Raw genomic sequence first — 24821 nt, 5'->3', positions numbered from 1 at the left:
GGCTAAGTCCCCCTCTTCGCCAGGGCCAGGGAAAAATACCCGGTTTTTTCGGGAAGTTCATTAAAAGAACAGATTTTTTCCTCTTCGGTACCAAGCTCTTTAAAATAATATCCCTGGATCTTTGCTTCCTTTACCAGCTCTAAAAAGCGGTCGTAATAGGAGGAAAGTTTTAAAAAAACATAGGTAGTTTTGGGCTCAAAAGTAAAATCTTCCGGCAAAGTCGATAGGATTTCTACCTTTTCATCTTCAAAAGCCAGGTTAAAGAAAGACTTAGCGGCTGCCAGTGAAAAGGAATTTATCCCCGGAACTATTTCTATATCCCCTGCAAAACCTAACTGTTTTAGCGCCTCCAATAAATATCCAGCGGTACTGTATAAACCCGGGTCTCCCAGGGTAAAAAAAGAAACTTCTTCCCGGTTTAAATACTCTAAAATTTTTTGGGCAAAGGTGTGCGCCGCTTCCCGTTTTTGCCCCTCGTCTTCCACCATGGGAAAATTAAAAAAGAGAATTTCTTTATCATCTGAAAGAAAACTTTCCACAACTTTAAAAGCCCTTTTTCCGGGAAAAACTAAAACCCGTACCCCTCGCAAAATCTTCATAGCTTTCACCGTAATAAGCTCGGGGTCCCCCGGACCAACACCAACCACGTAAAGTTTAGCCATTTTTTTCCCCCTTTTTCCTTCCGGTAAAGATAAATACGGGATTTTGCGCATTCAGGATATGATAGCTTCCTGCTTTTTTAAACCTGGTAACCGCTATGCTAATCCCGTCAAAATCGGTAAAAGAGCTGTTTTGAAAAAACTCCTGGTAAATAGCTAATGATTCAAGGGTAACTGCCAAACCGGCAAGGACCCCACCATTTTTCAAACAGGCCCCAACTTGCTTTAATACTTCTTTTAAATTAGAACTTCCACCAATTACCACCATATCCGGTGGAGGATAGGCGGATAAATCACAGGGTAAGGCCTGGGGTAGTAAAACCACATTCCTTACCGAAAATCTTCGTAGATTTTCTTTAATTACGGTAAGCCTCTGAAGGTCTTTTTCAAAAGCATATACTTTACCCCGGGGAAGACTTAAAGCCAGCTCCACCGTAATAGTGCCCGAGCCTGACCCTACTTCGTAAACCACCTCATCGCCTTTCAGGTTAAGCTTTTTTAAAAGAACTGCCCGGATTTCTTCTTTGGTATAAGGAGTTCCGGGTAGATAAAAATCTTCATCTTTCAGCAATTAATATCCCCCTCCCTGAAAGCTCTGGAGGTAAATCGGCAAAGGAAAGCTTTATAATTTTTTCTTCCGGATAGCTTAAATCATAAAGTAAATAGTAAGAAGCTCCCTCCAGGCCGTGTTTTTGCAAAAGTTGTTTTAGGGAAGAGGTATCGATTTTCTCTCCTAATAAAAATACATGGACCGTAAACTCATCCTTTAATTTTTCCGGCAGGGCTCTTCCATGCAAAGAATAAAAAGCAGCCCCATCCCACAATTTTTTCAAGCGGGCAAAAGCTAACTGCACCGAACTTATCCCCGGTATTACCTCGGTAACAAGTCCTGGATTTTCTCTTTCAATCTTTCTTAATAAACTGTAAAAGCCGGTATCGCCCCGCAAAAGAAGAGCAATATTAAAACTTCTTGATAAATCTTTTATTTGCTTTAAAACCGCACCAAACTCACCAAAAGATAGATGTTTTTTATCCGGAGCAAAAGTTTTTAAAAGTTCTTCCGCCCCGGCTACATAATCCGCCTCCCCAATTACCCTTTCGCCAATTTTAGTAAGATACTCGGGACTACCCGGACCGACCCCCACGACTTTTACCCATCCCACGGCCATCCCTCCTCAAGGCGGTCAAAGGTTGTAGCAATAATCGCCCCCGATATATCGGTAAAAGCCACATCCATGGTAAGACCGCTATAATAGCTCTTTAACTTTTCTTTAACCGCCCGGGCAAGTAAAGGCAGGTAATGGTCTTTCCCGGCGCTCTTCAAAATTTCCAGGGCCTGCTCCATATTTTTGGTGGAGTAAATTTTATTAATTAACTCCTGACTTTCTCCAAGAGAATATAAAAATAACGCTAAAGCCTCCTTTTGGCCCCGGGCCACCTGGCTGTGAAGGTTTAAAATGCCAAGGTAAGTTTTAATAAGTTTTCCCAGGTACCCTATTATTAAAATTTTCTCTATCCCTTCGTTCTCAGAAATCTTCAGCATATCCCCCAGATAATTACCAGTTTCGACAATAGCTTCAGCAGGAACATTTAACCTCTGGGCTACTTTTTTACTTTTATTGCCCAAAACAAAAACAAGTCTTTTTAAATCCAAATATAACGCTCTTTTTAGCTGGAGTTGCAGGGACTCGATATAAGCTTCCCGGGAGTAAGGTACGACAATACCCCGGGTACCCAGGATGGAAATACCGCCTTTAATCCCCAAAATCGGATTTAATGTTTGTGACGCAAGCTTCTCCCCTTCGGGCACTTCAATAATCACTTCCAACCCCGTTTCCCCGCCCAAAATTAACGGCTCCAGCGCTTCTTTGATTTGTTGCCGCGGAACCGGATTAATTGCCGCTTCTCCCACCGGTACAGCAAGCCCCGGTTCCGTAACAACTCCCACTCCCCGTCCTCCTTTTATGGTAATCCCCGGGAAGTTTTGCCGGCGTACCCGGGCTATGATTAAAGCCTGATCGGTGACATCCGGATCATCTCCTGCCTCTTTTCTAATGCCGCAAACCGCTTCCGTCGCATTTTTCTCTAAAATTTCCGGGGTTAAAGTAAAAGTTATTCCTGCCGGCGTATTAATGGTAATTGCCTTCATTTTTTCCCCCAGGAGCAAGAAACGGGCTGCTCCCAAAGCCGCTGCCGCGGCTACAGTACCGGTAGTTACCCCGTAACGGGGAGTTTTTACCCGGTTAAGTACTTCCCAGAACTTTTTTTCCTCTTTTACCGGATATTCGTGAGCTAAAAGCCGCCCGCTATCTTTTAAAATTTTGCTGCCCCTTAAAAGCCATGGCTCTTCCAGGTTCGCGCTTTCCAAAATCCGGGATTCCAGGAGAATTTCTTCGGGCGGCCCTGAGGCCAAAAGTTTTCCGGCATGTAAAACCGCTACCCTGTCGGCAAAACGATACGCCAAATCAATTTCATGGGTAGCAGCGACAATCGTAATCCCTTTTTGCCACTGCCGTTCAACAATATTTAAAAAGAGGCGGGTGTGATACCGGTCCAAAAACGCCGTCGGTTCATCTAAAACTAAAAGCTCCGGCTCCATCGCCAAAATTGCTCCCAGGGCGACAAGCTTTTTTTGACCCAGGCTAAGCGAAGCTATCGGCTGGTCTCTTAACTCCCAAATTCCGAGCTCTTTTAAGGTTTCTTCCACCTTTTCCCACACTTTACTTTCCGCATACCCGAGATTAAAAAGCCCATAAGATATCTCTTCCGCTACCGTACCGGCAACAAGCTGGGTCTCCGGATCCTGAAACACCACCCCAACTTTTTGCCGAAGTCGTAACAGAAAATCCCTTTTGTACGAAAACTTTTCCCCCCGCCAAAATAGCTCTCCGGCGGTTGGTTTTAAAATCCCGTTTAAGTGGAGAAAAAAAGTGGTTTTTCCGGCGCCATTTTCCCCTAAGACAAAAAGCCGCTCACCTTTTTTAATCTCCAAATTCAAGCCGTCTAAAGCCACATTTCCCGTTGGATATACGTATTTTAATCCTTTTACGGTTAAAAGCTCCTCCAAATAAAAGCACCTCCATAAGTAAAGAGCGCCAGCACAACTACTATTCCCCAAAATAGCAAGGGGTAATTTTGATTTTGATAATCCGGTTGCAAAAAAACTATTTTATCGTTGTATCCCCGGCTTTCTAAAGAAATGGTCATTTGTCCCGCCCGGGCCAATCCTCCTTTAAAAATCCCGGTAGTTAAGAGAGAAAAGGAGTAGATGCCCCGGCGAAAATTTCGGTAGCCCAGCCTTGCCTCCTGGGCTTTAATGATTTCCCCGGCTATTTCGAAGAATATAAAAATAAACCGGTGAATAAAAATAATTATTTCAATTATAAATTGAGGAATACCAAATCTCGAAAGTCCCGCTATTAAATCCAGGAGGGGAGTGGTAAAAATTAAAAAATACAAACCCAGAAGAGAAGTAAGGGCACGACCGCCGGCATTTAAAGCCAAAAACAAATTTTGCCAGTTAACATAAGGAGCTGGCCGGAAGTCAATCATTATCCCGATTAAGCTTGCCAGCAAAAAACCTCCCGGTAAAAGCAAGTACTTAAGATAAATTTGCCCGGGGATTTTTCCCTTTCTCACCAGAAAAAAGCTTACTACCCCAAGGGTAGGGAGTAAGGTAAAAAAAGGATTGGGAGCTGTTAACCCCAGGAATAAAAGCGTAAAGGAAAAAAGAAGTTTATAAACAGGGTCAATTTTCCTTAAAGGACTTTGATAAGCCAACTGTTCCGTTAACATTTTTTCCTTCCTTCTTTCCCTTCAAGTACCCCAGATAAAATCCCACAACCCCAGCTCCCAAAGCCGCCTGCAGGGCAAATAAAAACGACTCTATCTCGCCGCTGGGCGGTTCCCAGACGGGGGAAAACCAGGGCTTATAATTGGGGTCTTGCTTTTCAATCACCCGGGAGGCTAATTCATCGGCGCCGGAAAATTCCCCTTTAACTAAAAACATGGGAACCGCAATTAACGCTATTACCAAAATTAGCAGGATGATATTGGTAAACGTTCTCATTAATGCTCACCCTTTTCTACCCATATTTTGGCATCTTCATAACGGCTCAAGAAATTATAGGTTAAAACCGTTAAAATCCCTTCACTTATAGCTAAAGGAATTTGGGTTAAGGCAAAGATTCCCATAAATTTTAAAGCACTTAAAAAAAGAGAACTTCCCGGAAAGGCTAACGCCAGTTGGACCGAAGTAACGATATAGGTGACCAGGTCTCCCAGCATGGCCGCTAAAAAAATGCTAAAATTACTATTAATTCCGGCTTTCTGTAACCCTTTATAAACCCCGTAAGCTACCAGTGGTCCAGCAACTGCCATGGAGAAAGTATTAGCACCAAGGGTGGTAAGGCCACCGTGGGCTAAAAGAAGAGCCTGAAAAATCAAAACAATAAAACCTAATACGGTTGTGATAAAGGGCCCAAATAAAATTGCAGCCAACCCCGTTCCGGTAGGATGGGAACAACTGCCCGTTACCGAAGGCATTTTTAGCGCCGATAAAACAAAGATAAACGCTCCGGCAAAAGCTAACATTAGTTTCGCTCCCGGCCCCTGGGTAGCTTCCCTTTGCAAACGGATAAAACCTACCATTATAAAAGGTAGAGTAACAAGATCCCAGAAAATCACCCATTTTACCGGTAAAAACCCTTCCATAATATGCATGGCAAGAACCGGGGTGGGAATTAAAAGAAAAATTAACAGAAACAATAAGCGAAAATTGGTTTTTAACATGCCCTCCACCATCCTTTTTAAAAATTAAAATCCCCTCCTACGCCGGTAGAAGGGGACTTATAACCAAACTCCCGTTCTCCACCTATCCGCGTAGGTTTCGAACCAAACTTTAAGGCAGGTCTCCTGGCTGTAGTTCATCGTTACCCTATCCTTCCCGGTAAAAACCAGTGGATATATTAGGGTAACTCCCTACTTACAGTGGCGGGACCGCGCCGTTACCCAAAACTTTTGGGCTCGGACTTCCCTTTTAAGCCGTAAAGGCACCTTAAAGTTACAATATTCAATTTTTATTAAGATAATTCGTAAAATTTTTCGTAAATCCTGCTTTGTGAAAATATTTTTATTTAAATTTTTCCAAGATTAATTTTACCGAAGGTTTTTCCCGGCAAAACTTCCGGTAATCATAAATCTTGGCTACTTCTTTTAAAATTTCTTCCCTCCTATTTTTCTCAATATTGCTTTCCTTTAAGGCTTTACGTAATTCCCCCCAAAATTTCAGGTAATCATCCCAGGCAGGATCAATTAACCAGGAAAGCTCTTCTTTTAAAAGGCGGGCCGCCAGGGGAGATAACCCTGAGGTCCCCACAGCTATTTCCCAACCTCCCCGGCGCCAAACCGCTGGAACAATAAAATTGGACTCCTCGGGATTGTCGGCTACGTTGACCCAAATCCCCAGTCTTTGACAAAGATTAGCTATTCTTTTATTAAGCTCTGAATTATCGGTGGCAGCAAAGACTAACTTGGGGCCGGATAAATCTTCTTCCTGAAATTCCCGCAGATAAAGTTTAATTTGCCCGCTCTGGGCCAGACTCATTAATTCCGGAAGAGTTTTCGGGGCAACTACGGTAATTTTTGCACCTTCTCGGAGAAGATTTTGCACCTTTCGAAGGGCAACCCGACCACCCCCTACTACTAACACGGGGGTCCCCCTTAAATTTAAACTGATAGGATACACGGTAAACTCTCCTTACTTCTTTTTAATGTACCGTAAAAAGATATAGTAGCCAAAAAGTCCAGCAACCAAAACAAGTCCCAAATAATAGGGAAGATTTTCCTTAAAGGTGCGGTTAACCTTTTCTCCGGGAAGGCTTATCGCGGTAACCTTTAACCCGGGTTTCATGTAAATACTGTAACCGTCAAAGACGGTCCCTTCCACCACCACTTCCTTTCCCACATAGCTTTGCCAGTTATGTTCGCCGTATAAGACATAATAGGGCTCGGGTTTACTTAAATTTCCGGAATCGGTAACTTTTAATTCGTAATGCTTTCCTTCTAAATCTGACTCAACTACAATGCCTTTGACAATGACTTCCCCACCCAGGACCAATTTATTAAAGCCAAAAAGGAGTAAAAAAAGTAACCCCCAAAATCGCTTCATCCTATCACCTCTAACATAATCTTATCGCATTTGATATTAAAAAAAAACTTCCCGGTTTTGCCGGGAAGTTTACCATTTTTCCCAGTGAATCCTTTCTTCTTTAAAGCGGGTAGTCGTATCGGGCTTTTGGTTGGGATAACCCAAAGCTATCAAGTTTAAAATGCGATAGCCTTCGGGAATTTCTAAAATTTTAGCTATTTCGCGCTCCCGCTCTTCGAAAGGATGTACTGCCAACCAAACACCGCCTAACCCTAAAGCGTGTATAGCAAGGAGAATATTTTCCGTTGCTGCAGACAGGTCCTGAATCCACAATTCCTGCCCAGGACCGGGATATTTCAGTAGTTTTGGATCAGCAACCACAGCAATTGCCGCTGCTGCTTCGGCAAGCATAGCTGCATAAGGATGCTTTTCTTTCATGGCCAGCATTTTTTGCCGGTCGGTTACAACGACAAAATGCCAGGGTTGTTCGTTACCTGCCGAAGGCGCATTCATCCCCGCTTCCAGGATTTTTAAAATTTTCTCCTTTTCCACCGGATGATCAAGAAATTTTCTAATGCTGCGTCGGGTGTTTAAAACTTCCAGAAATTTTTCCATCATATCCCCTCCTGGATAATAATTAGGTCTATTTTAAAGTTTAATACTTTTAAACATTGACCGCAACCCGGGGATGGTACCGAACCAGGATCAATTAACTTTTCGAGAAATTTTTAAAATTTCCTTGCCAATTTTTGCCCTAAATTGCTATAATGTTAGAAATTAATATTAGAAGAGGTGAGTTTAGATGAGCAAGGTAAATTTACCCAAGTATTACTACAACCTTAAGGCAGACCTTCCCGAACTTCCACCCCCGCCTCTTCATCCCTTTACCGGTCAGCCCATCTCGCCAGCGGATTTAGAGAGTCTTTTTCCTAAAAGTTTAATTGAACAGGAGATTTCTACCGAACGTTTCATTGAAATTCCCGAAAAAGTCCGGGAAGCTTACGCCGAGTACCGTCCAACCCCACTTAAAAGGGCTAAAAAGTTAGAAAAGTATCTAAATACTCCCGCCAGAATTTACTTTAAGTACGAAGGTACCAACGCTTCCGGCAGTCACAAGCTTAATACCGCTCTGGCCCAGGCTTATTTCAACAAGCTGGATGGAACCGAACAGCTTACCACCGAAACCGGAGCCGGTCAGTGGGGGAGCGCTTTAGCTTATGCCGCCAATTTTTTCGGGCTGAAGTTAACCGTATATATGGTGGGTATAAGCTATGACCAAAAGCCGTACCGGAGGATTTTCATGGAAACTTTCGGCGCCCGGGTGGTAAAAAGCCCAAGTCCGGAAACTGCTGCCGGACGTAAGGTTTTAGAAGCAGACCCTAATTCTCCGGGAAGCCTTGGGATAGCTATCAGCGAAGCGGTAGAAGTAGCAATGAGTGACCCCAAGACCAAGTACGCTTTGGGAAGTGTTTTGGACCACGTCCTTTTACACCAGACGGTTATAGGGCAAGAGGTTTATGAGGAATTATCCCTTTTGGGAGAAAAGCCCGATGTCTTGATTGCCTGCGTGGGCGGTGGCAGTAACTTCGGTGGCTTTACCTTTCCTTTTGTGCGGGAAAAATTAAAAGGTGAAAATATTGAAATAATTGCTGTAGAGCCAAAGGCCTGCCCAACCCTTACCGAAGGGGAATATAAATACGACTTTGGCGATGTTGCCGGCCTTACTCCTAAAATGCCGATGTATACTTTAGGCTACGATTTTATCCCGCCGGGCATCCATGCGGGAGGACTTCGGTACCACGGCGATTCACCTTTGGTAAGCCTTCTTTATAAAAATAAAATTATTTCCGCTAAAGCTTATCCCCAGTTAAAGGTATTTGAAGCTGGAGTAACCTTTGCCCGTACCGAAGGCATTATCCCGGCACCGGAATCTTCCCACGCTATCGCCGCAGCTATTGATGAAGCAATTAAATGCCGGGAAGAAAGTGTTGCCAAAACTATTGTCTTTAATTTAAGCGGGCACGGCTATTTTGACTTGTCCGCGTATGAAGCATATTTTGCTGGCAAACTTAAAGATTGAGGAAAAATCCCCGGTAAAAACCGGGGATTATTATTTAATGACCGGCTGGCCTCTTTTTATTTCTCCATGCCTAACCTCCACACTTTTTAGTTTCCTTCCCGTAAATACCGCTTCAGCAATAACAGTTTTTGCAGTTTCTTTATTACCACTGGAAGTAAATATAAAGTTACCCAGGCTGTAAAAGATTGGTCTACCTTTATAAATTTCATACCTTTGCACAACATGCGGGTGATGGCCCATCACCACATCGGCTCCCGCTTCAACCAGTTTATGGGCAAGTTTTATTTCAGGTGGATTTGGGGTTAAATCCCTCTCCACTCCCCAGTGAACGCTTACCACTAAAAGATCGTATTTAGCATCATTTTCGCAGATTAACTTTAAGATTTTACCGACATTCGGCTCATAAATAGACCAGATTCCCGTTTTTTTGGGGCTTGCCACCCAGGCAGTTGAAGGAATTACCCGGGAAAAAGCAAGAAAACCAATTTTATATCCCTGCCAGGGGATTTCCGTGATATAAACATCCCTTCCTGCCCCTGAGTAGTAAATCCCTTCTTGACGTAAGTAGCCAAGGGTATCATAAAGACTTATCAGCCCATAATCCGCAGAGTGGTTATTTGCAACCGAAACCGCCGTAACTCCTGCCTTTTTCATAGCCTTTAAAAATTCCGGTCGACCCCGAAAAGTGTATTTTTTCCTTTCGGGCTTTCCCCGAAGAGAAATACAGCTTTCTAAATTGGCAAAAACAAGCTTACCCTGAAAATACTTTTTAACCTTCTGCCAGGGATAATCATAGCCGTATTTTTGGTAGTAATAATTTAAGTTGCCGCCGGCTAAGACATCACCCAAAAAGACAAGTTTAATTTCCTTTGCCGGAGAAGCTGCACTGGCAAAAGCTTTAGTTAAGGTAATTGCCAGTAAAAAAGTTAAAAAAATAATTTTTACCCTGCGCAAATATCTTCCACCTCATAATTAAAAATGCTGGAAACCCCTATCCTGCAAGACTACCCCATCTTCAGCTTTTACCCTTCCCCGCTCGTCATATCCCGTAACCATACCAATTTTAAACAGCGGTAAGTCCAGTTTAAAAAGCTCTTCCTCCTTTTCGGCAGGCACGGTAAACAAAAGTTCATAATCTTCGCCGCCGTGTAAAGCAAAATCCAACGGTTTTAAGGTAAATTGCTGGCAGAATGTTAAAAGAGCAAAAGACAAAGGTATTTTCTCCCGGTTAATCGTAATTTCAACCCCAGAAGCCCGCGCTATTTCCTGAAGTTTTTTCACAAGACCGTCACTTAAATCATTAGTAGAAGTAGCAAATTTTTCCCGGCAGAGAAGCTGGCCTAACTCCAATCTGGGTTCGGGTTCCAGGTGCCGGGAAATCAGATATTTTTCCACTTCTTCCGGCAATAAACCCAATTTTTCCTTTAAAAGCAAATAAAGTCCTGCCGCGCTATCGCCAAGATAACCGGAGACATATACCCCATCCCCGGGTTTTGCTCCGCTTCGGGTTAAAACTCCTTCTTCTAAGGCTTCCCCCAGTACCGTAACCGCCACCATTATTTCACTGCCAGCTCCGGTAGTATCGCCACCAATCAAAGTAACCCCATACTCTTTAGCCATACTTTTTAATCCCTGGTAAAAGCCTTCAACAAAATTAACTTCAGTGGTTTTGGGCAAAGCCAGGCTCACCAGACAAAAGCGAGGTATGCCGCCCATTGCCGCAATGTCGCTTAAATTTACCGCCAAAGCCTTTTTCCCCAATATTTCCGGCTTCGTGTAATTTCGCTTAAAATGGACGTTTTCCACCAGTAAATCAGTGGTTACAAGGAGCTTTCCCTTAATTTCAACTACCGCTGCATCATCCCCGATTCCCAAAATAACGCCGGGGGATACTTCAGTAGCTTTCTTGGCAATAGCTATAACCCCTTCTTCCCCAATCTTTGTAACTTCCATTTTCTCACCGTAGCCCTTGAACTTTTTCCGTAGTTAGCTCCAAAAACTCTTCTTTAGTTAAATTATAAAGAGAATCTATAAAATTTACCAGAAAACTCCCGGGACCGGCACTTATTTTCCGGGCTTTTTCGGAAGCCGCTCCGTAAAAAGCTAAAGCCGCTAAGGCCGCAAGAGCCGGTTCATCAATTACCCCAACAAAAGCACCAATCAATGAGGTTAGAGCACACCCGGTTCCGGTCACTTTTTGAAGCATTATATCCCCGGTACGGTTTAAATACAATTCTCCTTCAGCAATAACGTAATCTACCGGCCCAGTTGCCACCACAACAGTTTTGTAGCGTTTAGCCACTTCGGTAAGATTTTCGGCTGCAAAATCGGACGTTTGGCTGTCCACCCCTTTAACCTGGGCAGAATTTCCCGCCAAAAAGCTTATTTCACCGTAATTACCCCTGATTAATGTGAAATTTCCAGAATTTAAAAGTTCAAAGGTCGTTTCGTTGCGGTATGTGGTTGCTCCCAAACCCACCGGGTCTAACAGCAAAGGCTTTTGATATTTATTGGCCAAATAAACTGCTTTCTTAAAGTACTCAACCTGACGGGAGTGAAGGGTTCCGATATTTATGACCACTGCATTAGCAATTTTCACTAAATCGTCAGCTTCTTCTACCCCTTCCGACATGATCGGCGAAGCCCCGGCCGCTAAAAGTACATTTGCGGTAAAATTAGTCACCACATTATTGGTTAAATTTACCACCAGAGGAGATAAGTCCCGGACCTTCTCCCTGATTTCCCATAGGGTGTTAAGCATTTTTTCCGCCCCTTTCATTCATAATTTTCATGGCACAAAGTTCCCCGCACATGGAACAGCTCTTTATGTCTTGAGAGCCGCGCTCTATTCGCATTTTCCTGGCCCGCTCGGGATTTATTGCCAGTTCAAACTGCCGTTCCCAGTTTAACTCTTTTCGGGCTACACTCATTTCATAATCCCGGTTCCAGGCTTCCCGGTTCCCCCGGGCCAAATCGGCTGCATGGGCCGCAATTTTTAAGGCAATCACCCCTTCTTCTACATCTTCCACCGTAGGCAATCCTAAATGCTCCGCTGGAGTAACGTAGCAGAGGAAATCCGCCCCAAAATACGCAGCCCAGGCGCCACCAATCGCCGCAGTAATATGGTCGTATCCCGGAGCAATGTCGGTAACCAGTGGCCCTAATACATAAAAGGGAGCATTGGCGCAAAGCCGCTTCATAAGTTTAACGTTCATTTCAATTTGATTGATGGGCACATGCCCGGGGCCTTCCACCATAACCTGGACGCCTTGATTTTGGGCATACTTAACCAGTTCGCCGAGCTTCATTAATTCCATAATTTGCAGCTGGTCAGTAGCATCCGCAATACTTCCCGGTCTTAAACCGTCCCCCAGGCTTAAGGTAACGTCGTATTTCCGGCAAATAGCTAAAAGCCGGTCGAACTGTTCATACAATGGATTTTCTCTTCCGTTTTTCTCCATCCAGGCAATGGTCAGAGAGCCTCCCCGGCTTACCACCTCCGTTACCCTGGGAAAACGGTCAAGAACCTTAAGGATTTCCCGGGTCACCCCCACATGCACCGTCATAAAGTCAACGCCGTCAGCTGCCTGTTTTTCGATAACGTCAAACAGGAGTTCCGGGTCCAAACGACTTATATCACCGTATTTATTTAGCGTTTCAGCCGCCGCCTGATATAAAGGTACGGTCCCTACCGGCACCGAACTTTCTTTTATAATCGCCCTTCGAATTTCATCAAGATTTCCGCCGGTACTTAAGTCCATTATTGCATCGGCTCCCGCTTTAATAGCCACCTTTACTTTTTTTAGTTCATCTTCGTAAAAACAGCGATTTTCCGAAGTCCCAAGGTTAGCATTTACTTTTACTTTAAGCCCCGCTCCAATACCTTTGGGATGCAAATTTTGGTGATTAACATTAGCGGGTATTACCACTTCCCCCAAAGCTACCTTTTGCCGGATTTCTTCCGGCGATTTTCTTTCCTCCGCCGCCACTACTTCCATTTCCCTGGTAATAACTCCCTCTTTTGCTTTTAAAAGCTGAGTCATTATCGCTCACTCCCTTGCTCTAATTATTGTTTCCCGTAGTTCATAAACTGCCCGAGCCGGACTTTCCGCTCCAAATACAGCCGAAATTACCGCAATCCCATCGGCCCCGGCACGAATAACCTCAAAAACCTTTTCCCGATCAATACCCCCAATAGCTATTACCGGAGAATTGGGGAACTCCTCTTTAAGCTTCTGAATCACTTCTACCCCGCAGGGCGGTGCGGCATCTTCCTTGGTGGACGTGGGAAAAATTGGCCCAAGCCCAAGATAATCGGCTCCCGCCTTTATTCCTAAAACCCCTTCTTCATAATTGGTAGCCGAAAGCCCGATAATTTTTCCGGGAAAATGCTTTCTTGCCACCTCCAGGAGTAAATCCTCCTGTCCCAGATGTACCCCATCGGCATTTAAAGCCAGACCCAGGTCCAGCCGGTCGTTTACAAAAAACGAAACCCCATATTTTGCACAAAGCTCTTTCAGCCTTAGCCCCTCCCGGTACATTTCGGCTCCCTTTTTTCCTTTTGCCCGGTACTGGAAAGCCGTCACTCCATTTTTCAGGCAATCTTCGACAACCCTCCAGAACTTTTCTTCGTTAAGGTAAGCATCATCGGTAAGTACGTATAAGGTTAAATCCACCGAAGGCTTAATCAAGGTTAAAACTTCTTTTTCCAGCTCATAAAGTAAAAACCTTGCTTTTTTGGCATTAAGGACAATCGCAGCATCTAACAGCTTCCCAAATTCTTCTAAAACCCTCAGACTTTCCTGGGCTCTTTTGGCGTTGGCTAACACCACCTCCCGCAAATTATTCCTCGCCATCTCCTCTGAGCTTAGTTCCTGTCCCGGGTCGTTTTGAGCATCCCGATACCACAAGGGATTTCCAGCAAGACTTTTTTCTATTTCTTTGATAAAATGTCGCAAATGTTTAAATTCCTCAAATAATTTTCTGTTAGCCAAACCAAAGCGAGCTACTTCCTCCAGCACCCGGATTCCTTCCCGGGCCCGGTTTAAATTAACATCAATAATCCGGTAAATTTCCATCAAATACCTCCCCGAAAAAAATAAACCCCTTCCAGAAGATGGAAGAGGTTGGTTGTACCTTATCATTATTTCCTCTCCCTCCGCTGGCATTACCCAGAGCAGGTTCAAAGGGTAGACTTCTTCATCGCGAAGCCTTCTCAGCCGGGCTCATCCGGCACCCCTGAGGTTTTTTGTTATTTTTAATTTATCTAAATAACTATAAATTGTCAAGATAATCTAACAGACCACCATTTTTCTGACCAATAAAAAGCAGATTTTAGCATTTCAACTCTGCATTTTAACAGAAAGTAAGATTTTTTATCCCAATCCGGAAAAAGTAAAAAAATCGGTAGCGGGCAGTATTGAAAAATTCAACGAACTTTTAAAACTATCCTGGGATAACCCGGAAAAGTTCTGGGATGATGTGGCGCGTGAACTGTGGTGGCTAAGTACGGCACTCCCCGAGCCCACTGTATGCATTGCGGAAAACCAACGGAATGGTTTGAATTACCCAAGGAAGGCTATGTCCATACTTATACCACCTGAATACAAATCCTAATTTTATCGATATTACAACTCGGCAAGCTTATCTAAAAAAAGCAGTTCTTCACCTTCTTATGCTACCGCAAACTAAAGCCGATATTGCCATCCACTTTAATATTTCTCCCCGTCTTGTCCAGGAAGTTTTAAAGGAATTAATTAAAAGAAGAAAAATAAAAAAATTATTTTTAGAAAAAAAATTTACTATCAAGCTTTAAAATAAAAGGGTTTTTGCTTTTTTTGTCGAAATCTTAAGTATGGCCCTAAAAGGTAAGAGTAAACCTTAAAAACCCCACAACCCAAACGATAGCCTTTTAGGGCTTTTTTTGTTTTTAACCCCGCCAGGGCTGCTGTTCATAGGGTATATATTTTTCCTCATCCACGGTACCGTTATAAACATAAACAAAGACTTCGTGTTCTTCGCCTTTCTGGTCAACGGCTTTTGTTAAAATCCTTTGATACAAACTTCCTTCTCCTTCATAATCATCGAGCCTGGTCAAGGTCTTTTCCGCTTCATGGATTAATTCATAAATTTCCCCTTTCACCCTGTCTCCCTCCCGCGGAACCACTCCCGGGTACCAGTTAGACACTTTATACAGCGAAAAACCATAGATCTCACCAGGACCTATGTACTTTTGCCGGGAAAGCAGGAAGTTCGCCCTGTGGTTTTGCATCAACGTGCCATACACAAATACTTTCATCTTCTCCCCCCTAAACGGGCAAATACCTTCCTTCTTTATACTTTACAAGCATTTCCTCTTCTTTTTGGATTTTGGCCTGTCCAAACGATAAATCAATTACTTCCTGCAAAAACTTTTCTTCCAGTTCAGGTATAACTCCAAAATACCCGGTAACTTCCTGAAGATATACCGGCTCTTTTTGGGGTAAACCTAAATTATTGGCAAGCTTTAAAATCCGCGACCAGTGTTCGTAACTCACGGTAACCGCATAAACCGGGATTTTTTTGATAGTGATAATGGTGGCTTTATTTAAGCAAAGCTCGGCAGCTTTCCGATAAGCCCGAATTAAGCCTCCAGCTCCTAAAAGAATTCCCCCAAAGTACCGCGTTACCACTACACACACATTGGTAAGCTTTTTCTGCATGATTGCTTCTAAAACGGGTCGTCCGGCGGTACCGGAAGGCTCACCATCGTCACTCATCCGGGTAATCCTGTTTTCAATAGTATAAGCATAAACGTTATGGGTTGCGTCGTTATGTTTTTCTTTTATTTCTTCAATAAACTTTCTTGCTTCATCTTCGGAGTTTACCGGGAGAGCCCGGCCAATAAATAACGACTTTCTTTCGGTAAACCTTTCTTCAGAATAATGTTCAATAGTAACAAATTCCATTGCCCTCACCGTTTTTTCTTCCATTATACCAAAAAAACAAAAAACGGGGGCAAGTCTCCTTGCCCAGCCGCATCTTATTAAACCTTGCTAAATTTTAATTTTTAAGTCTTTTGTGCCCCCAATAAAATGTTATGTAGAAACAATGAATTTTAGTACCAAAATTTCCTAAAATAAATTTCATTCTCCAAAAACAAATCCATGGTAAGCTTAACCGCAGCCGCCAGCAATTCTTGAGCAGCACGGAAGTAACTAATGTCTCCAGCCTTTTCTCCTACTAATTCGTAGTAATCCAAGATCTTACTGCTAAAGGATTCTATCTCCAGGGTAAGCCACGGCCGCAGGGCCGGAGGCAAATAAAGTTTCCTTATTATTATCTTTATATTATCTCCCACCCAGCGTTCAAACTTTTTGTGGCCGTTTAAAAAGGTAGGTTTTAAATGATGCGGTTCACAAAGATCCTGCAAGATATGTGCCGCCCGGCCGAAATGCCAGAAAGCTTTGGGGTTTTTTTGTTCGGAAAATTTATGAAAGTTTTTTAACTCCTGGTAAAAAGCTTCCTTGGCCGATAAAAAAATAAACAAACCTTTCTTGGTCCGGGGATTAAAATAATGGGTAACATTTTGCCAGCCTTTATCCGCTGCATATAAGCCGCAGTAAATTTGCCGGTAGTATCTCTCATAATAACTTGTCTTATAGTTTTTTTCCTGTAATTGAATTAGCGCTTTATTCAGGAGAAAACCGTGAGTTGGTTCAACATTATCCAAAAACCCCTGCAGGGGTGAAATAATCTTTAAAGCTTTTTCCACCATCACCTTGCCTCCGGCAGCGGATTTATTAATATTTTGGCAAGGCAGTGGTTTAATATACAAAAAGCTGCGGGTTTGCCCGCAGCTTTTCTACTGGACCGCCTCCAGCACTTTTTGCACAAACATCGTTTCCGGTGCTGCTCCTTCAATTTCTACCGTTTCGTTAATTACCGACTTGGGAACTCCAAAGACGTTGTATTTATCCCCTAATTCCGGAAACTCGCTAACTTCGATAACTTCGGCGCGAATATTGGCATTAGCCATCGCAAACCGGTTGGCTGCAACTGCAGCCCGTGGGCAGTACGGTCAGGTAGGGGTGACAAAAACTTTAATGGTAACCGGTGAAGTTACCTTGGCCAGTTCTGCCAAAACGTTATCCGGCAACTCCGGTTTTCCTTTAGAGAGATCAATAATTGTCTCGATAACGGTAGAAAATTCATAACCGGACGGTATTCCATAAAAACGAATACCCACATCTTCCGTACCTTCGAAGACGATTGCCGGAATCTTATCAATCCCGTATTTTTCCACAGCTTCTTTTTCGGTGGGATAAGTGTGAACCATGAGCTTTATTTTTTCACTGGTAGCTGCTAACTCTTCTAAAAGCTGCTTGGTATGGTCACAGTAAGGACAATCCTGGGCTAATACCGGGCTTTTGGTAAAAAAGTGAATGGTCACATCATTGACCATTTCTTTGGCAAATTTTTCTTTAAGAAACTGGATATCCTTTTCCTGTAAAAAGGCCATCAACTATCACTCCTTTACTCTTTTTTAAGTTTTTGCGAAACTTTTTTATAGTATTTTTATATCTTTAAAAATAATACTTCTAAAACTAATTTTTGTCAATCATTTTTTTTCTAAATTTAATTTTCCCAGCAAATAAAAAAAGTATTTTGGCATATATTGAAACAGCCTTTGAGGGAGGAAAACTGCCCTCCCCCAAAGGCATTTAAGTTAAACCTGGAAAAACCGCTCGCCAGCTACACCGCAAATTGGGCAGCGTTCGGGTCTTGCTTTTTCAATATTGCCACAAACGGGGCATATGTAGAATTCGCCCTCCAAATCTTTGCCTTCTTCTAACGCCTTTAAAGCTTCCTGGTACAGCCGGGCATGGACCTCTTCTGCCCTGGAAGCAAAGGTAAAGCTTCTGGCGGCATTATTTTCTCCGGCAGCTTCAGCTTCTTTAATAAACTCCGGGTACATTTCGGTAAACTCGTAAGTTTCACCGGCTACCGCTGCTTTCAGGTTCTCCAGGGTAGAACCAATTTTACCGGCAACTTCAAGGTGCTTTAAAGCATGAATGGTTTCGGCTTCCGCCGCACTTCTAAAAAGCTTGGCAATATTAGGATAACCTTCTTCTTCAGCTTTTTTGGCAAAAGCTAAGTACTTGCGGTTGGCCTGGGATTCTCCGGCAAAAGCGGCCATTAAATTTTCTAAGGTTTTTTGGTTCATTATCTTCCCTCCTTTGATTTTTATCTACATTTTACCAGAAATTTATTGTTTTTAAAATATTTTTAAAAAGGAGGGAAATTGCTTTATTTTGCTACCGGAACGGATAAGCTGGGTAAGTTTTCCGGCTCCCCGCACCTCCCCGCTTAAAATGTACCCTTTTAGTTTTTCGCCCTCCAATACGAGCTTTAAATAGTTGGCTCCCTGTCTTCGTTTGATAACCGTATAACCTTCTTCCTGCCGGGTAATTCCCGCTGCAATGGTATTGTACCCAAAAAACTCCAGGGAATTCATGCCTATGGAACCTTGATACACATAATTTTGTCCGACCATATTCATTGCTGCCACCCTTCCCTGCTCGGCGGCAATTGGCCAGAGAGCATTAACTCTGTATTTACCATGAGCAACATCAAAAGTTTTCGCCACATCCCCCGCTGCCCAAACACCCTCCCAGGGAGTCCTTAAATACTGGTCCACCGGTATACCTTCCAAAAATTTCTCCGGTTCCGGTAAAAAATCGACATTGGGGGTAACACCTTTACCAATTAAAACTAAATCAGCTTTTATAACCTGTCCGTTAGTAAGTTTTACTTCGAAAATTTTGTCTTCTCCTAAAAACTCCAAAACATCTTCCCCTAAAAGAAATTTCATCCCCTGTTTTTCTAAGTTTTGCTGCACCAACCCGGCCGCTTCGTAATCCAGAACCTGGGATAAAATCTGGCGGGAGGCCACCACAACGGTAACTTTAACCCCTCTCTTTAATAAACCGTAAGCCCCTTTTAAGCTAACCAGTCCTCCCCCCACTATAACAGCTTGTTCAGCTTTGCGGGAATAATCCAGGATATTTTTGGCATCATCCAGGGTTCGTAAGGTGAAAACTCCGGGTAAATTACTTCCCGGGAGCGAAAGCTTTTTGGCCCTTGCACCGCTCGCAATTAAAAGCCGGTCATATTGGTAAGAATTTTTGAAAGTTATGACTTTTTTTTCATTAAAATCAATTCTTACTACTTTTTCACCTTTTTTAAGATTTATCCGGTTTTTTTCGTAAAAATCCTTGGGACGGATAAAGATTTGCTCCTCAACTATGTCCCCGGCAATAAAGTAAGATGTTAAACAGCGCCCGTAAACCTCGTACGGCTCATCGGTTAAAACGGTGATTTCGCCCGCTGGGTCCAACTTTCTTAAACTTTCTGCCGCAAAAATTCCTGCAGCACTGTTTCCAATAATTAAGTATTTCATTAAGGTTAACCCCCTAAAGGTTTAACAAAGCCCGTTTAGCTTTAATATGTTCAATAATACCGGCTGCTGCTTTATAAGGATCCGTTTCCACGTAAAACTTACCGCCAATTAAAGCTTCGGCGTCCTGGGTTAAAATCCGGGTAACTTTGGAACTTCCAACAACCGGTGGAACAACTCCCAGGTGGGTCATTATTCCCATCGCCACCGCCCAGGTTCCAATGCTCAAAGCTTTTTCATGCTGGTATTCCGGGGCAGAAGCAGCAATTGGCAGGTCTTTGGGACTAACTTTAAGGTAATTGGCTACGGCTATGACTAAATCCCCGATTCGGGAATTATCCACACAGCTTCCCATGTGCAAAACCGGAGGCAGCGGTCCTCCCAAATCATTGGCCGTACCTATTGCCGTTAAGACAGCTCTTAACCCTTCGCCAGCCCATTCGGCTGCTGCGGGATCCATCAATCCTGCTTTGGCTAAGGCATGAGCGGAACAGCCGGTAGTAACTACTAAAACGTTGTTTTTAATTAATTCTTTTACCAGTTCTATATGAAACCAATCGTGTTTTACTTTGACGTTATTACAACCTACGGTAGCCACTACCCCCAGAATATTGCCAGAAACAATATTGTCAATTAAGGGCTTTAACGGGTCATCAGGATTTAGTTTCGCTAAAGCTTTTACTATTGCTTCCACGCTAAATCCTGCTACTACTTTGGCTTTTTCCCTGGGAATATAGACCTTGGCTGGATTTCTTTTTTGGTAACTTTCAATAGCCATCCGGACAATCTGCTGGGAGGCTTCATCGGCAGTTTCGGTGGTAAAAGGTACGTGTTCCGCTCCGGGAATTTTGACAATAGGCATGGTAGTGACCAGGCGGGTATGGTAGCAAGCAGCAATTTCCGCTAAAGACGGCATAATGCACTGAACATCCACTACCATTAAATCCACAGCGCCGGTAATAATCGCCAATTCCTGGGCCAGGAAGTTAGTCGCCAGAGGAACCCCTTGCCGCATTAACACTTCATTACCGGTACAACATATCCCGGCAAGATTGATTCCTTTTGCCCCTGCCTTTTTCGCCTCATCTTCCAATTTTCTGCTCCACTCAACAATTTTTTCCGAAAGCAAAGGTACGTGGCCATGGACAATGATATTGACGTAGTCTTCTTTAAGTACACCCAGGTTGGCTTCTGTTACCACCGGCTGGGGAGTTCCAAATATTATGTCCTGTAAGTCCGTGGCCAGCTTGAGTCCCGCAAAACCATCCACCAGACCAAGCCGGATAGTCTTTAAGATTAAATTTACCGGGTCCGCATCCATCCCCATTGTAGTCTGGTGCAGAGCTTCTCTAATTTCCCTGTCCGGGTTTCGCGGCAGTACTCCTAACTTTTCCCAGGTTTCGAGGCGCTCCCGCGGAGAATTGGCTTTCAGGTAGGTCATGGGAGTTGCGCCGGAATTGGCAAAATCCCGGTAGATAATTTGGCACATTTCTTCAACAATTTCCTGCTCTGTTTTATTAGCTGTATCTATACCTAAGGTAAAAGCTACCTGCTTTAATTTTTCCTGATCCTTAATACTGTAGCTTTCCGTACCTTGGGCAATTTGTTCCAAAACTTCCAGAACATCATAGGCATGGTCCACATGAGCGGCAGCACCGGCAGTTACCTGACGCAGTAGATTTCTTGCCGTTATTACTTCGGCCGTTGCCCCGCAAATTCCCGCTTGCGGTCCTTCCCCAAAGGGGTCGATCCGGCACGGTCCCTGGACGCAGTGACGACAGCAAAGGCCTGTTAAGCCAAAACCGCACTGAGGCTGCTGCGCTTCATACCGGTCAAAAACGGTGGAAATCCCTTCTTCCCGGGCTTTCCGATAAAGATTGGGAATTACCGGGTCTACCGATAATTTGCTTTTATCCATAAAATCACTCCTTCATCAAAAAATTTGTTAAGTATTTCTTTCGTTCCTTTTTGGCATAAACGGGAACTTCTGCAAAGGACAGGGCTTTGGTGGGACAGGCTAAAACGCACTGGGGATAGCCAATTTCAGCACAGCGGTCACATTTCGCGGCTTTATGCTGGTTTTCGATAATTACTCCGAAAGGACAAACCATCACGCACATAAAACAGCCAATACACCTTTGGGAGTTTAACAGCACTTCACCGGTTAGTTCATCTTTGGTTAAAGCTCCGCTCATGCAAGCGGTAACACAGGGAGCGTCTTCACAATGCCGGCACATCAAAGGGAAATTGGTGGAACCATTGGCCTCAACAAAAATCCGTCTTTGCGGTCGGGGATTTTCTGAGATTGCTGTATATAGCTCTTTAGTCTTAGAATGGGAGGTAGCACAAACCAGTTCACAGGTTTTACAACCAAGGCATTTTTCTAAATCAACTAAAATCTCACGCAAATTATCACCTCCAAAAGTTTGTACTAAGTATATATTTCTAAATCTTTTTGCCAATTCCTGCAATTATTTTTCAAAATTTTTAGATTTTTATTCCAAGAAAAAAGACGGCCTTTTAAAGCCGCCTTTTTTCTCTATTTTTTATCTGCCCGTAACACTCCACCATCACCGTAATTTTCCGGTTTCATTTCCCTGATGATAATTTTCACCGCTTCCGGTGGACATTTTACAACATCAACAGTTACCTCGGTAATTCTTTTCACCAGTTCCCGTTTTTGCTCAACAGTTCTTCCTTCTAAAAGTTCAATTTGAATAATCGGCATCCTTATACCTCCTCCTCCAGGGACGGTTCTTACAGCCACCACATTCTATTCATTGTAAAATGGTGGTTTACAGAACCGTCCCTTAAAGTTTCTCAATTTTGGCTGCAGAATATTTTAGTTCCGGCGTTTTAGCCATTGGGTCCCGGGCCGGATTGGTAACCTGGTTGACCGGACTTTCAAAGAAGTGGAAGGAAGCAAAGACGGTTCCTTCCGGTACCTTATCGGTTAGCGCTACCTTAATTTCCACACTTCCCCGGCGAGTGGTTACCCTTACCCTATCTCCATCTTTTATATTAAGTTTCTTAGCATCGGCGGGGTTCATTTCTAAATGATCTTCCGGTACATGTTCGCCCATCATGGACCGGCGGCTCATCGTTCCGGTATGGTAGTGGTAAAGCCGGCGGCCGGTAATTAAAGTAAAGGGATACTCGCTGTCCGGTTTTTCCTCCGGTTCCTTGAACGGAATCGGGTGGAACAGGCCTTTGCCGCGCACAAATTTATCGCTGTGGAGAAACTTGGTCCCCGGATGGTCGGGAGCTGGACACGGCCACTGGAGGCTCTTTTTCTCCAGGCGTTCATAGGTAATCCCCGCATAGCTGGGAGTAAGGGTCCGCATTTCGTCAAAGATTTCTTCCGCCGAAGAATAACTCATCGGATAACCCATTTTGGTGGCCACCAGTGCAATAATCTCCCAGTCGGGTTTGGCTTCCCCTACACAGGGAATTGCTTTCCTTACCCTTTGTACCCGACGTTCGGTATTGGTAAAGGTACCATCTTTTTCGGCAAAGGTTGCTGCCGGCAATACTACATCGGCAAATTTTGCCGTTTCGGTTAAGAAAATATCCTGCACCACCAGGAAATCAAGCTTCTTTAAAGCTTCTTCGATGTGCCGGGCATCGGGATCGGATAAAACCGGGTTTTCACCCATAATATACATGGCTTTAATATTGCCCTTTAACGCCCCATCAAACATTTCCCCCAGGGTTAATCCCGGCTTTTCCGGAAGCTTAACGCCCCAGGCTTTGGAGAATTTTTCGTTGGCGGCCGGATCATCTACCCGCTGATATCCCGTAAAAACGTTGGGAAGGCCGCCCATATCGCAGGCGCCCTGAACATTATTTTGACCCCTAAGCGGGTTTACCCCGGCACCATCCTTACCTACATGACCGGTAAGCATGGCTAAATTGGCCACCGCCAGTACTCCGTAGGTACCGAAGCTAAACTGGGTAACCCCCATGGTGTATAAAATCATGGCTTTTCCGGCCTTGGCATACATCCGGGCCGCTTCCCGGATTTTTTCGGCGGGAACGCCACAAATTTCTGCTACCGCTTCCGGTGAATAATCTTTAACCGTATCCTTATACGAGTCAAAGCCTTCGGTACGCTCCCGGATAAATTGTTCGTTGTACAGTCCCTCCTCAATTATCACATGGGCCATAGCATTTAACAAAGGCAGATTCGTTCCCGGCTTTAACTGGAGGTGAAGATCCGCATAACTTGCCAGCTCAATATTTCTGGGGTCAATGACTATGAGTTTGGCTCCTTTCTTCACCGCCTGCTTAATTTTGTAACCGGCTACAGGATGGGATTCGGTAGTATTGGAACCAATTAACATAATTAATTCCGTTTCCATTATGTCTTCAAAGCTATTGGTCATGGCACCACTGCCAAAAGCGGCGGCAAGACCTGCCACCGAAGGCGAGTGTCAGAGCCGGGCACAGTGGTCAATATTATTGGTACCAAGCACCGCCCGGGTAAATTTGCTTAAAAGATAATTTTCCTCGTTAGTACACTTGGCCGAAGCCAGAACCCCAATCGAATCACTACCGTATTTGGCTTTTATCTCCCCGAGTTTTTCCGCTACCAAAGTTAATGCTTCATCCCAGGAAGCTTCTGTCAGCTCGCCATTTTTCTTAATTAGCGGTTTGGTCAGCCGGTCATCGCTATGGATAAACTTGTACCCAAAACGTCCCTTAACGCACATAAACCGGCCATTTACTTCGGAGGTAGGATTCGGAGCTACTCCTACCACCTTATCATCTTTTACCAGAAGGTCAAAGTTACAGCCAACCCCGCAGTAGGGACAGGTGGTTTTTACCCGTTTTACCTCCCAGGGTCTAAATTTCCCCCGGGTATCTTTGACCGTCAAAGCTCCGGTAGGACAAACGGTAACGCAGCTTCCGCAAAAGACACAGTTGGACTCCGCCAAAGTCCCGTCATACGGCGGTGCCACTTTGGTTTTAAAGCCCCGGTTAATAAAGTCTATTACCGAATAACCAACAATCTCGTCGCAAACCCGGACGCATTTGCCACAAAGAATACATTTGTTCATGTCCCGAACAATAAACGGGTTGTTGTCTTCAATGGGGTAGACATTTTTTTCTCCCTGATAACTTCCCCGGCGCACCCCGTACTCATAAGCATAATCGGCAAGGGCACATTCTCCCATTTTATCACAAGTCAAGCAGTCTTCCGGATGATTGCTTAAAAGAAGGTCCAAAATTTCCCTCCGGGCATTGATTACCGGCTCCGAATGGGTTAAAACCTCCATTCCCGGAGCCACCGGAGTGACACAGGAAGCAACTAAGTTTCTCGCTCCCTTAACCTCGACCACACATATCCTGCAAGCTCCGGGTTTAGAAAGCTCTGGGTCGTAGCAGAGGGTTGGAATCTTAAAGCCAGCAATTTGAGCCGCTTCCAAAATCGTCGTGCCTTCGGGCACCGTCACTTCTATACCGTTTATTTTTAAAGTAACGTCTGCCATCCGT

At 44.0% G+C, this 24821-nt stretch carries 26 protein-coding genes, 1 pseudogene and 2 riboswitches; of the genes and pseudogenes, 1 reads left to right on the top strand and 26 read right to left on the bottom strand.

Annotated elements, in window-relative coordinates:
* Positions 1-2: 2 nt before the first annotated feature.
* From CHY_RS03455 to CHY_RS03405, 10 genes are all read right to left on the bottom strand, one after another.
* On the bottom strand, positions 3-662 hold the full coding sequence (locus tag CHY_RS03455) for an SAM-dependent methyltransferase (RefSeq protein ID WP_011343691.1): 660 nt from the start codon (positions 660-662) through the stop codon (positions 3-5).
* Positions 655-1230 (bottom strand): precorrin-6Y C5,15-methyltransferase (decarboxylating) subunit CbiT, encoded by a 576-nt coding sequence (cbiT, locus tag CHY_RS03450; protein ID WP_011343690.1) that lies wholly within the window; start codon positions 1228-1230, stop codon positions 655-657. Before cbiT ends, CHY_RS03455 begins: the two co-directional genes overlap by 8 nt.
* Positions 1217-1828, bottom strand: coding sequence for a precorrin-6y C5,15-methyltransferase (decarboxylating) subunit CbiE (gene cbiE / locus CHY_RS12645; protein ID WP_011343689.1), 612 nt, complete (start codon positions 1826-1828; stop codon positions 1217-1219). The genes cbiT and cbiE overlap by 14 nt, the downstream gene beginning before the upstream one ends.
* Positions 1810-3726, bottom strand: coding sequence for a cobalt-precorrin-5B (C(1))-methyltransferase CbiD (gene cbiD, locus CHY_RS12640; RefSeq protein ID WP_011343688.1), 1917 nt, complete (start codon positions 3724-3726; stop codon positions 1810-1812). The genes cbiE and cbiD overlap by 19 nt, the downstream gene beginning before the upstream one ends.
* Positions 3711-4454, bottom strand: a complete 744-nt coding sequence (cbiQ, locus tag CHY_RS03430; RefSeq protein WP_011343687.1) for a cobalt ECF transporter T component CbiQ — start codon at positions 4452-4454, stop codon at positions 3711-3713. Before cbiQ ends, cbiD begins: the two co-directional genes overlap by 16 nt.
* Complete coding sequence (locus CHY_RS03425; protein WP_011343686.1) at positions 4408-4728, bottom strand: energy-coupling factor ABC transporter substrate-binding protein; 321 nt, start codon at positions 4726-4728, stop codon at positions 4408-4410. The genes cbiQ and CHY_RS03425 overlap by 47 nt, the downstream gene beginning before the upstream one ends.
* The gene (locus tag CHY_RS03420; RefSeq protein WP_041537635.1) at positions 4728-5450 is read right to left on the bottom strand and encodes an energy-coupling factor ABC transporter permease; all 723 of its coding nucleotides are present in this window, start codon (positions 5448-5450) and stop codon (positions 4728-4730) included. The genes CHY_RS03425 and CHY_RS03420 overlap by 1 nt, the downstream gene beginning before the upstream one ends.
* A gap of 95 nt (positions 5451-5545) precedes the next feature.
* A riboswitch (cobalamin riboswitch) is annotated at positions 5546-5733 on the bottom strand.
* A 57-nt stretch (positions 5734-5790) separates the two neighbouring features.
* Positions 5791-6405 (bottom strand): precorrin-2 dehydrogenase/sirohydrochlorin ferrochelatase family protein, encoded by a 615-nt coding sequence (locus CHY_RS03415; protein ID WP_011343684.1) that lies wholly within the window; start codon positions 6403-6405, stop codon positions 5791-5793.
* Between the two features lie 12 nt (positions 6406-6417).
* A complete protein-coding gene (locus CHY_RS03410) occupies positions 6418-6828 on the bottom strand; it encodes a hypothetical protein (RefSeq protein WP_011343683.1) in 411 nt (136 codons plus the stop codon).
* 69 nt (positions 6829-6897) lie between these two features.
* Positions 6898-7425 (bottom strand): nitroreductase family protein, encoded by a 528-nt coding sequence (locus tag CHY_RS03405; RefSeq protein WP_226986721.1) that lies wholly within the window; start codon positions 7423-7425, stop codon positions 6898-6900.
* A gap of 184 nt (positions 7426-7609) precedes the next feature.
* Here CHY_RS03405 and CHY_RS03400 point away from each other — a divergent pair, with 184 nt between their 5' ends.
* Positions 7610-8887, top strand: coding sequence for a TrpB-like pyridoxal phosphate-dependent enzyme (locus tag CHY_RS03400; RefSeq protein WP_011343681.1), 1278 nt, complete (start codon positions 7610-7612; stop codon positions 8885-8887).
* A gap of 30 nt (positions 8888-8917) precedes the next feature.
* On the opposite strand, the gene CHY_RS03395 is transcribed toward CHY_RS03400, so the two are convergent.
* The 16 genes and pseudogenes from CHY_RS03395 to fdhF form a co-directional block, all read right to left on the bottom strand.
* Positions 8918-9841, bottom strand: a complete 924-nt coding sequence (locus CHY_RS03395; protein WP_011343680.1) for a CapA family protein — start codon at positions 9839-9841, stop codon at positions 8918-8920.
* 18 nt (positions 9842-9859) lie between these two features.
* The gene (gene thiL, locus CHY_RS03390; protein ID WP_011343679.1) at positions 9860-10840 is read right to left on the bottom strand and encodes a thiamine-phosphate kinase; all 981 of its coding nucleotides are present in this window, start codon (positions 10838-10840) and stop codon (positions 9860-9862) included.
* Between the two features lie 4 nt (positions 10841-10844).
* Positions 10845-11648, bottom strand: a complete 804-nt coding sequence (gene thiM, locus CHY_RS03385) for a hydroxyethylthiazole kinase (RefSeq protein ID WP_011343678.1) — start codon at positions 11646-11648, stop codon at positions 10845-10847.
* Positions 11641-12930 (bottom strand): phosphomethylpyrimidine synthase ThiC, encoded by a 1290-nt coding sequence (gene thiC, locus CHY_RS03380; RefSeq protein ID WP_011343677.1) that lies wholly within the window; start codon positions 12928-12930, stop codon positions 11641-11643. The genes thiM and thiC overlap by 8 nt, the downstream gene beginning before the upstream one ends.
* Positions 12931-12936: 6 nt before the next feature.
* Complete coding sequence (locus tag CHY_RS03375) at positions 12937-13965, bottom strand: thiamine phosphate synthase (protein ID WP_041537634.1); 1029 nt, start codon at positions 13963-13965, stop codon at positions 12937-12939.
* Between the two features lie 58 nt (positions 13966-14023).
* A riboswitch (TPP riboswitch) is annotated at positions 14024-14137 on the bottom strand.
* A gap of 679 nt (positions 14138-14816) precedes the next feature.
* Complete coding sequence (locus CHY_RS03370) at positions 14817-15185, bottom strand: gamma-glutamylcyclotransferase family protein (protein ID WP_011343673.1); 369 nt, start codon at positions 15183-15185, stop codon at positions 14817-14819.
* Positions 15186-15195: 10 nt separating this feature from the next.
* Positions 15196-15834, bottom strand: coding sequence for a YigZ family protein (locus CHY_RS03365; RefSeq protein WP_041537862.1), 639 nt, complete (start codon positions 15832-15834; stop codon positions 15196-15198).
* 149 nt (positions 15835-15983) lie between these two features.
* Positions 15984-16643 carry a zinc dependent phospholipase C family protein gene (locus CHY_RS03360; protein WP_011343671.1) on the bottom strand — a complete coding sequence of 220 codons (660 nt, stop codon included), beginning with the start codon at positions 16641-16643 and terminating at the stop codon, positions 15984-15986.
* Between the two features lie 87 nt (positions 16644-16730).
* Positions 16731-16934, bottom strand: a pseudogene (locus CHY_RS13385) (thioredoxin family protein); the annotation flags it as partial.
* A gap of 12 nt (positions 16935-16946) precedes the next feature.
* Positions 16947-17387, bottom strand: coding sequence for a thioredoxin family protein (locus CHY_RS03355; protein WP_049752062.1), 441 nt, complete (start codon positions 17385-17387; stop codon positions 16947-16949).
* 207 nt (positions 17388-17594) lie between these two features.
* Entirely contained in the window at positions 17595-18095 is a 501-nt protein-coding gene (locus CHY_RS03350; RefSeq protein ID WP_193332858.1) for a rubrerythrin family protein, read from the bottom strand.
* A 48-nt stretch (positions 18096-18143) separates the two neighbouring features.
* Positions 18144-19328: an NAD(P)/FAD-dependent oxidoreductase gene (locus tag CHY_RS03345; protein WP_011343667.1), complete on the bottom strand. Its 1185-nt coding sequence runs from the start codon at positions 19326-19328 to the stop codon at positions 18144-18146.
* Positions 19329-19341: 13 nt separating this feature from the next.
* Entirely contained in the window at positions 19342-21243 is a 1902-nt protein-coding gene (gene cooS, locus CHY_RS03340; RefSeq protein ID WP_011343666.1) for an anaerobic carbon-monoxide dehydrogenase catalytic subunit, read from the bottom strand.
* A 4-nt stretch (positions 21244-21247) separates the two neighbouring features.
* Entirely contained in the window at positions 21248-21733 is a 486-nt protein-coding gene (locus CHY_RS03335; RefSeq protein WP_011343665.1) for a 4Fe-4S dicluster domain-containing protein, read from the bottom strand.
* 131 nt (positions 21734-21864) lie between these two features.
* A complete protein-coding gene (locus CHY_RS03330) occupies positions 21865-22053 on the bottom strand; it encodes a 4-oxalocrotonate tautomerase (protein WP_011343664.1) in 189 nt (62 codons plus the stop codon).
* A gap of 82 nt (positions 22054-22135) precedes the next feature.
* Complete coding sequence (gene fdhF, locus CHY_RS12970; RefSeq protein ID WP_011343663.1) at positions 22136-24817, bottom strand: formate dehydrogenase subunit alpha; 2682 nt, start codon at positions 24815-24817, stop codon at positions 22136-22138.
* Between the last annotated feature and the right edge of the window lie 4 nt (positions 24818-24821).

The sequence above is a fragment of the Carboxydothermus hydrogenoformans Z-2901 genome (genome assembly GCF_000012865.1).
GTDB classification, from domain to species: domain Bacteria; phylum Bacillota; class Z-2901; order Carboxydothermales; family Carboxydothermaceae; genus Carboxydothermus; species Carboxydothermus hydrogenoformans.
The sequence above is the reverse complement of the archived record's forward strand: the minus strand, read 5'-3'. Positions and strand labels throughout refer to the sequence as shown.

What these genes read in the sequence shown, in the direction of transcription:
- CHY_RS03355 (WP_049752062.1), bottom strand. Translation starts at nt 17,387, where the DNA reads ATGGCCTTTTTACAGGAAAAGGATATCCAGTTTCTTAAAGAAAAATTT.
- thiM (WP_011343678.1), bottom strand. Translation starts at nt 11,648, where the DNA reads ATGCTTAACACCCTATGGGAAATCAGGGAGAAGGTCCGGGACTTATCT.
- CHY_RS03330 (WP_011343664.1), bottom strand. Translation starts at nt 22,053, where the DNA reads ATGCCGATTATTCAAATTGAACTTTTAGAAGGAAGAACTGTTGAGCAA.
- CHY_RS03360 (WP_011343671.1), bottom strand. Translation starts at nt 16,643, where the DNA reads ATGGTGGAAAAAGCTTTAAAGATTATTTCACCCCTGCAGGGGTTTTTG.
- CHY_RS03410 (WP_011343683.1), bottom strand. Translation starts at nt 6,828, where the DNA reads ATGAAGCGATTTTGGGGGTTACTTTTTTTACTCCTTTTTGGCTTTAAT.
- CHY_RS03370 (WP_011343673.1), bottom strand. Translation starts at nt 15,185, where the DNA reads ATGAAAGTATTTGTGTATGGCACGTTGATGCAAAACCACAGGGCGAAC.
- CHY_RS03420 (WP_041537635.1), bottom strand. Translation starts at nt 5,450, where the DNA reads ATGTTAAAAACCAATTTTCGCTTATTGTTTCTGTTAATTTTTCTTTTA.
- cooS (WP_011343666.1), bottom strand. Translation starts at nt 21,243, where the DNA reads ATGGATAAAAGCAAATTATCGGTAGACCCGGTAATTCCCAATCTTTAT.
- CHY_RS03345 (WP_011343667.1), bottom strand. Translation starts at nt 19,328, where the DNA reads ATGAAATACTTAATTATTGGAAACAGTGCTGCAGGAATTTTTGCGGCA.
- CHY_RS03455 (WP_011343691.1), bottom strand. Translation starts at nt 662, where the DNA reads ATGGCTAAACTTTACGTGGTTGGTGTTGGTCCGGGGGACCCCGAGCTT.
- CHY_RS03425 (WP_011343686.1), bottom strand. Translation starts at nt 4,728, where the DNA reads ATGAGAACGTTTACCAATATCATCCTGCTAATTTTGGTAATAGCGTTA.
- CHY_RS03375 (WP_041537634.1), bottom strand. Translation starts at nt 13,965, where the DNA reads ATGGAAATTTACCGGATTATTGATGTTAATTTAAACCGGGCCCGGGAA.
- cbiE (WP_011343689.1), bottom strand. Translation starts at nt 1,828, where the DNA reads ATGGCCGTGGGATGGGTAAAAGTCGTGGGGGTCGGTCCGGGTAGTCCC.
- thiL (WP_011343679.1), bottom strand. Translation starts at nt 10,840, where the DNA reads ATGGAAGTTACAAAGATTGGGGAAGAAGGGGTTATAGCTATTGCCAAG.
- CHY_RS03405 (WP_226986721.1), bottom strand. Translation starts at nt 7,425, where the DNA reads ATGATGGAAAAATTTCTGGAAGTTTTAAACACCCGACGCAGCATTAGA.
- CHY_RS03365 (WP_041537862.1), bottom strand. Translation starts at nt 15,834, where the DNA reads ATGGAATTTGTTACTATTGAACATTATTCTGAAGAAAGGTTTACCGAA.
- cbiQ (WP_011343687.1), bottom strand. Translation starts at nt 4,454, where the DNA reads ATGTTAACGGAACAGTTGGCTTATCAAAGTCCTTTAAGGAAAATTGAC.
- thiC (WP_011343677.1), bottom strand. Translation starts at nt 12,930, where the DNA reads ATGACTCAGCTTTTAAAAGCAAAAGAGGGAGTTATTACCAGGGAAATG.
- CHY_RS03400 (WP_011343681.1), top strand. Translation starts at nt 7,610, where the DNA reads ATGAGCAAGGTAAATTTACCCAAGTATTACTACAACCTTAAGGCAGAC.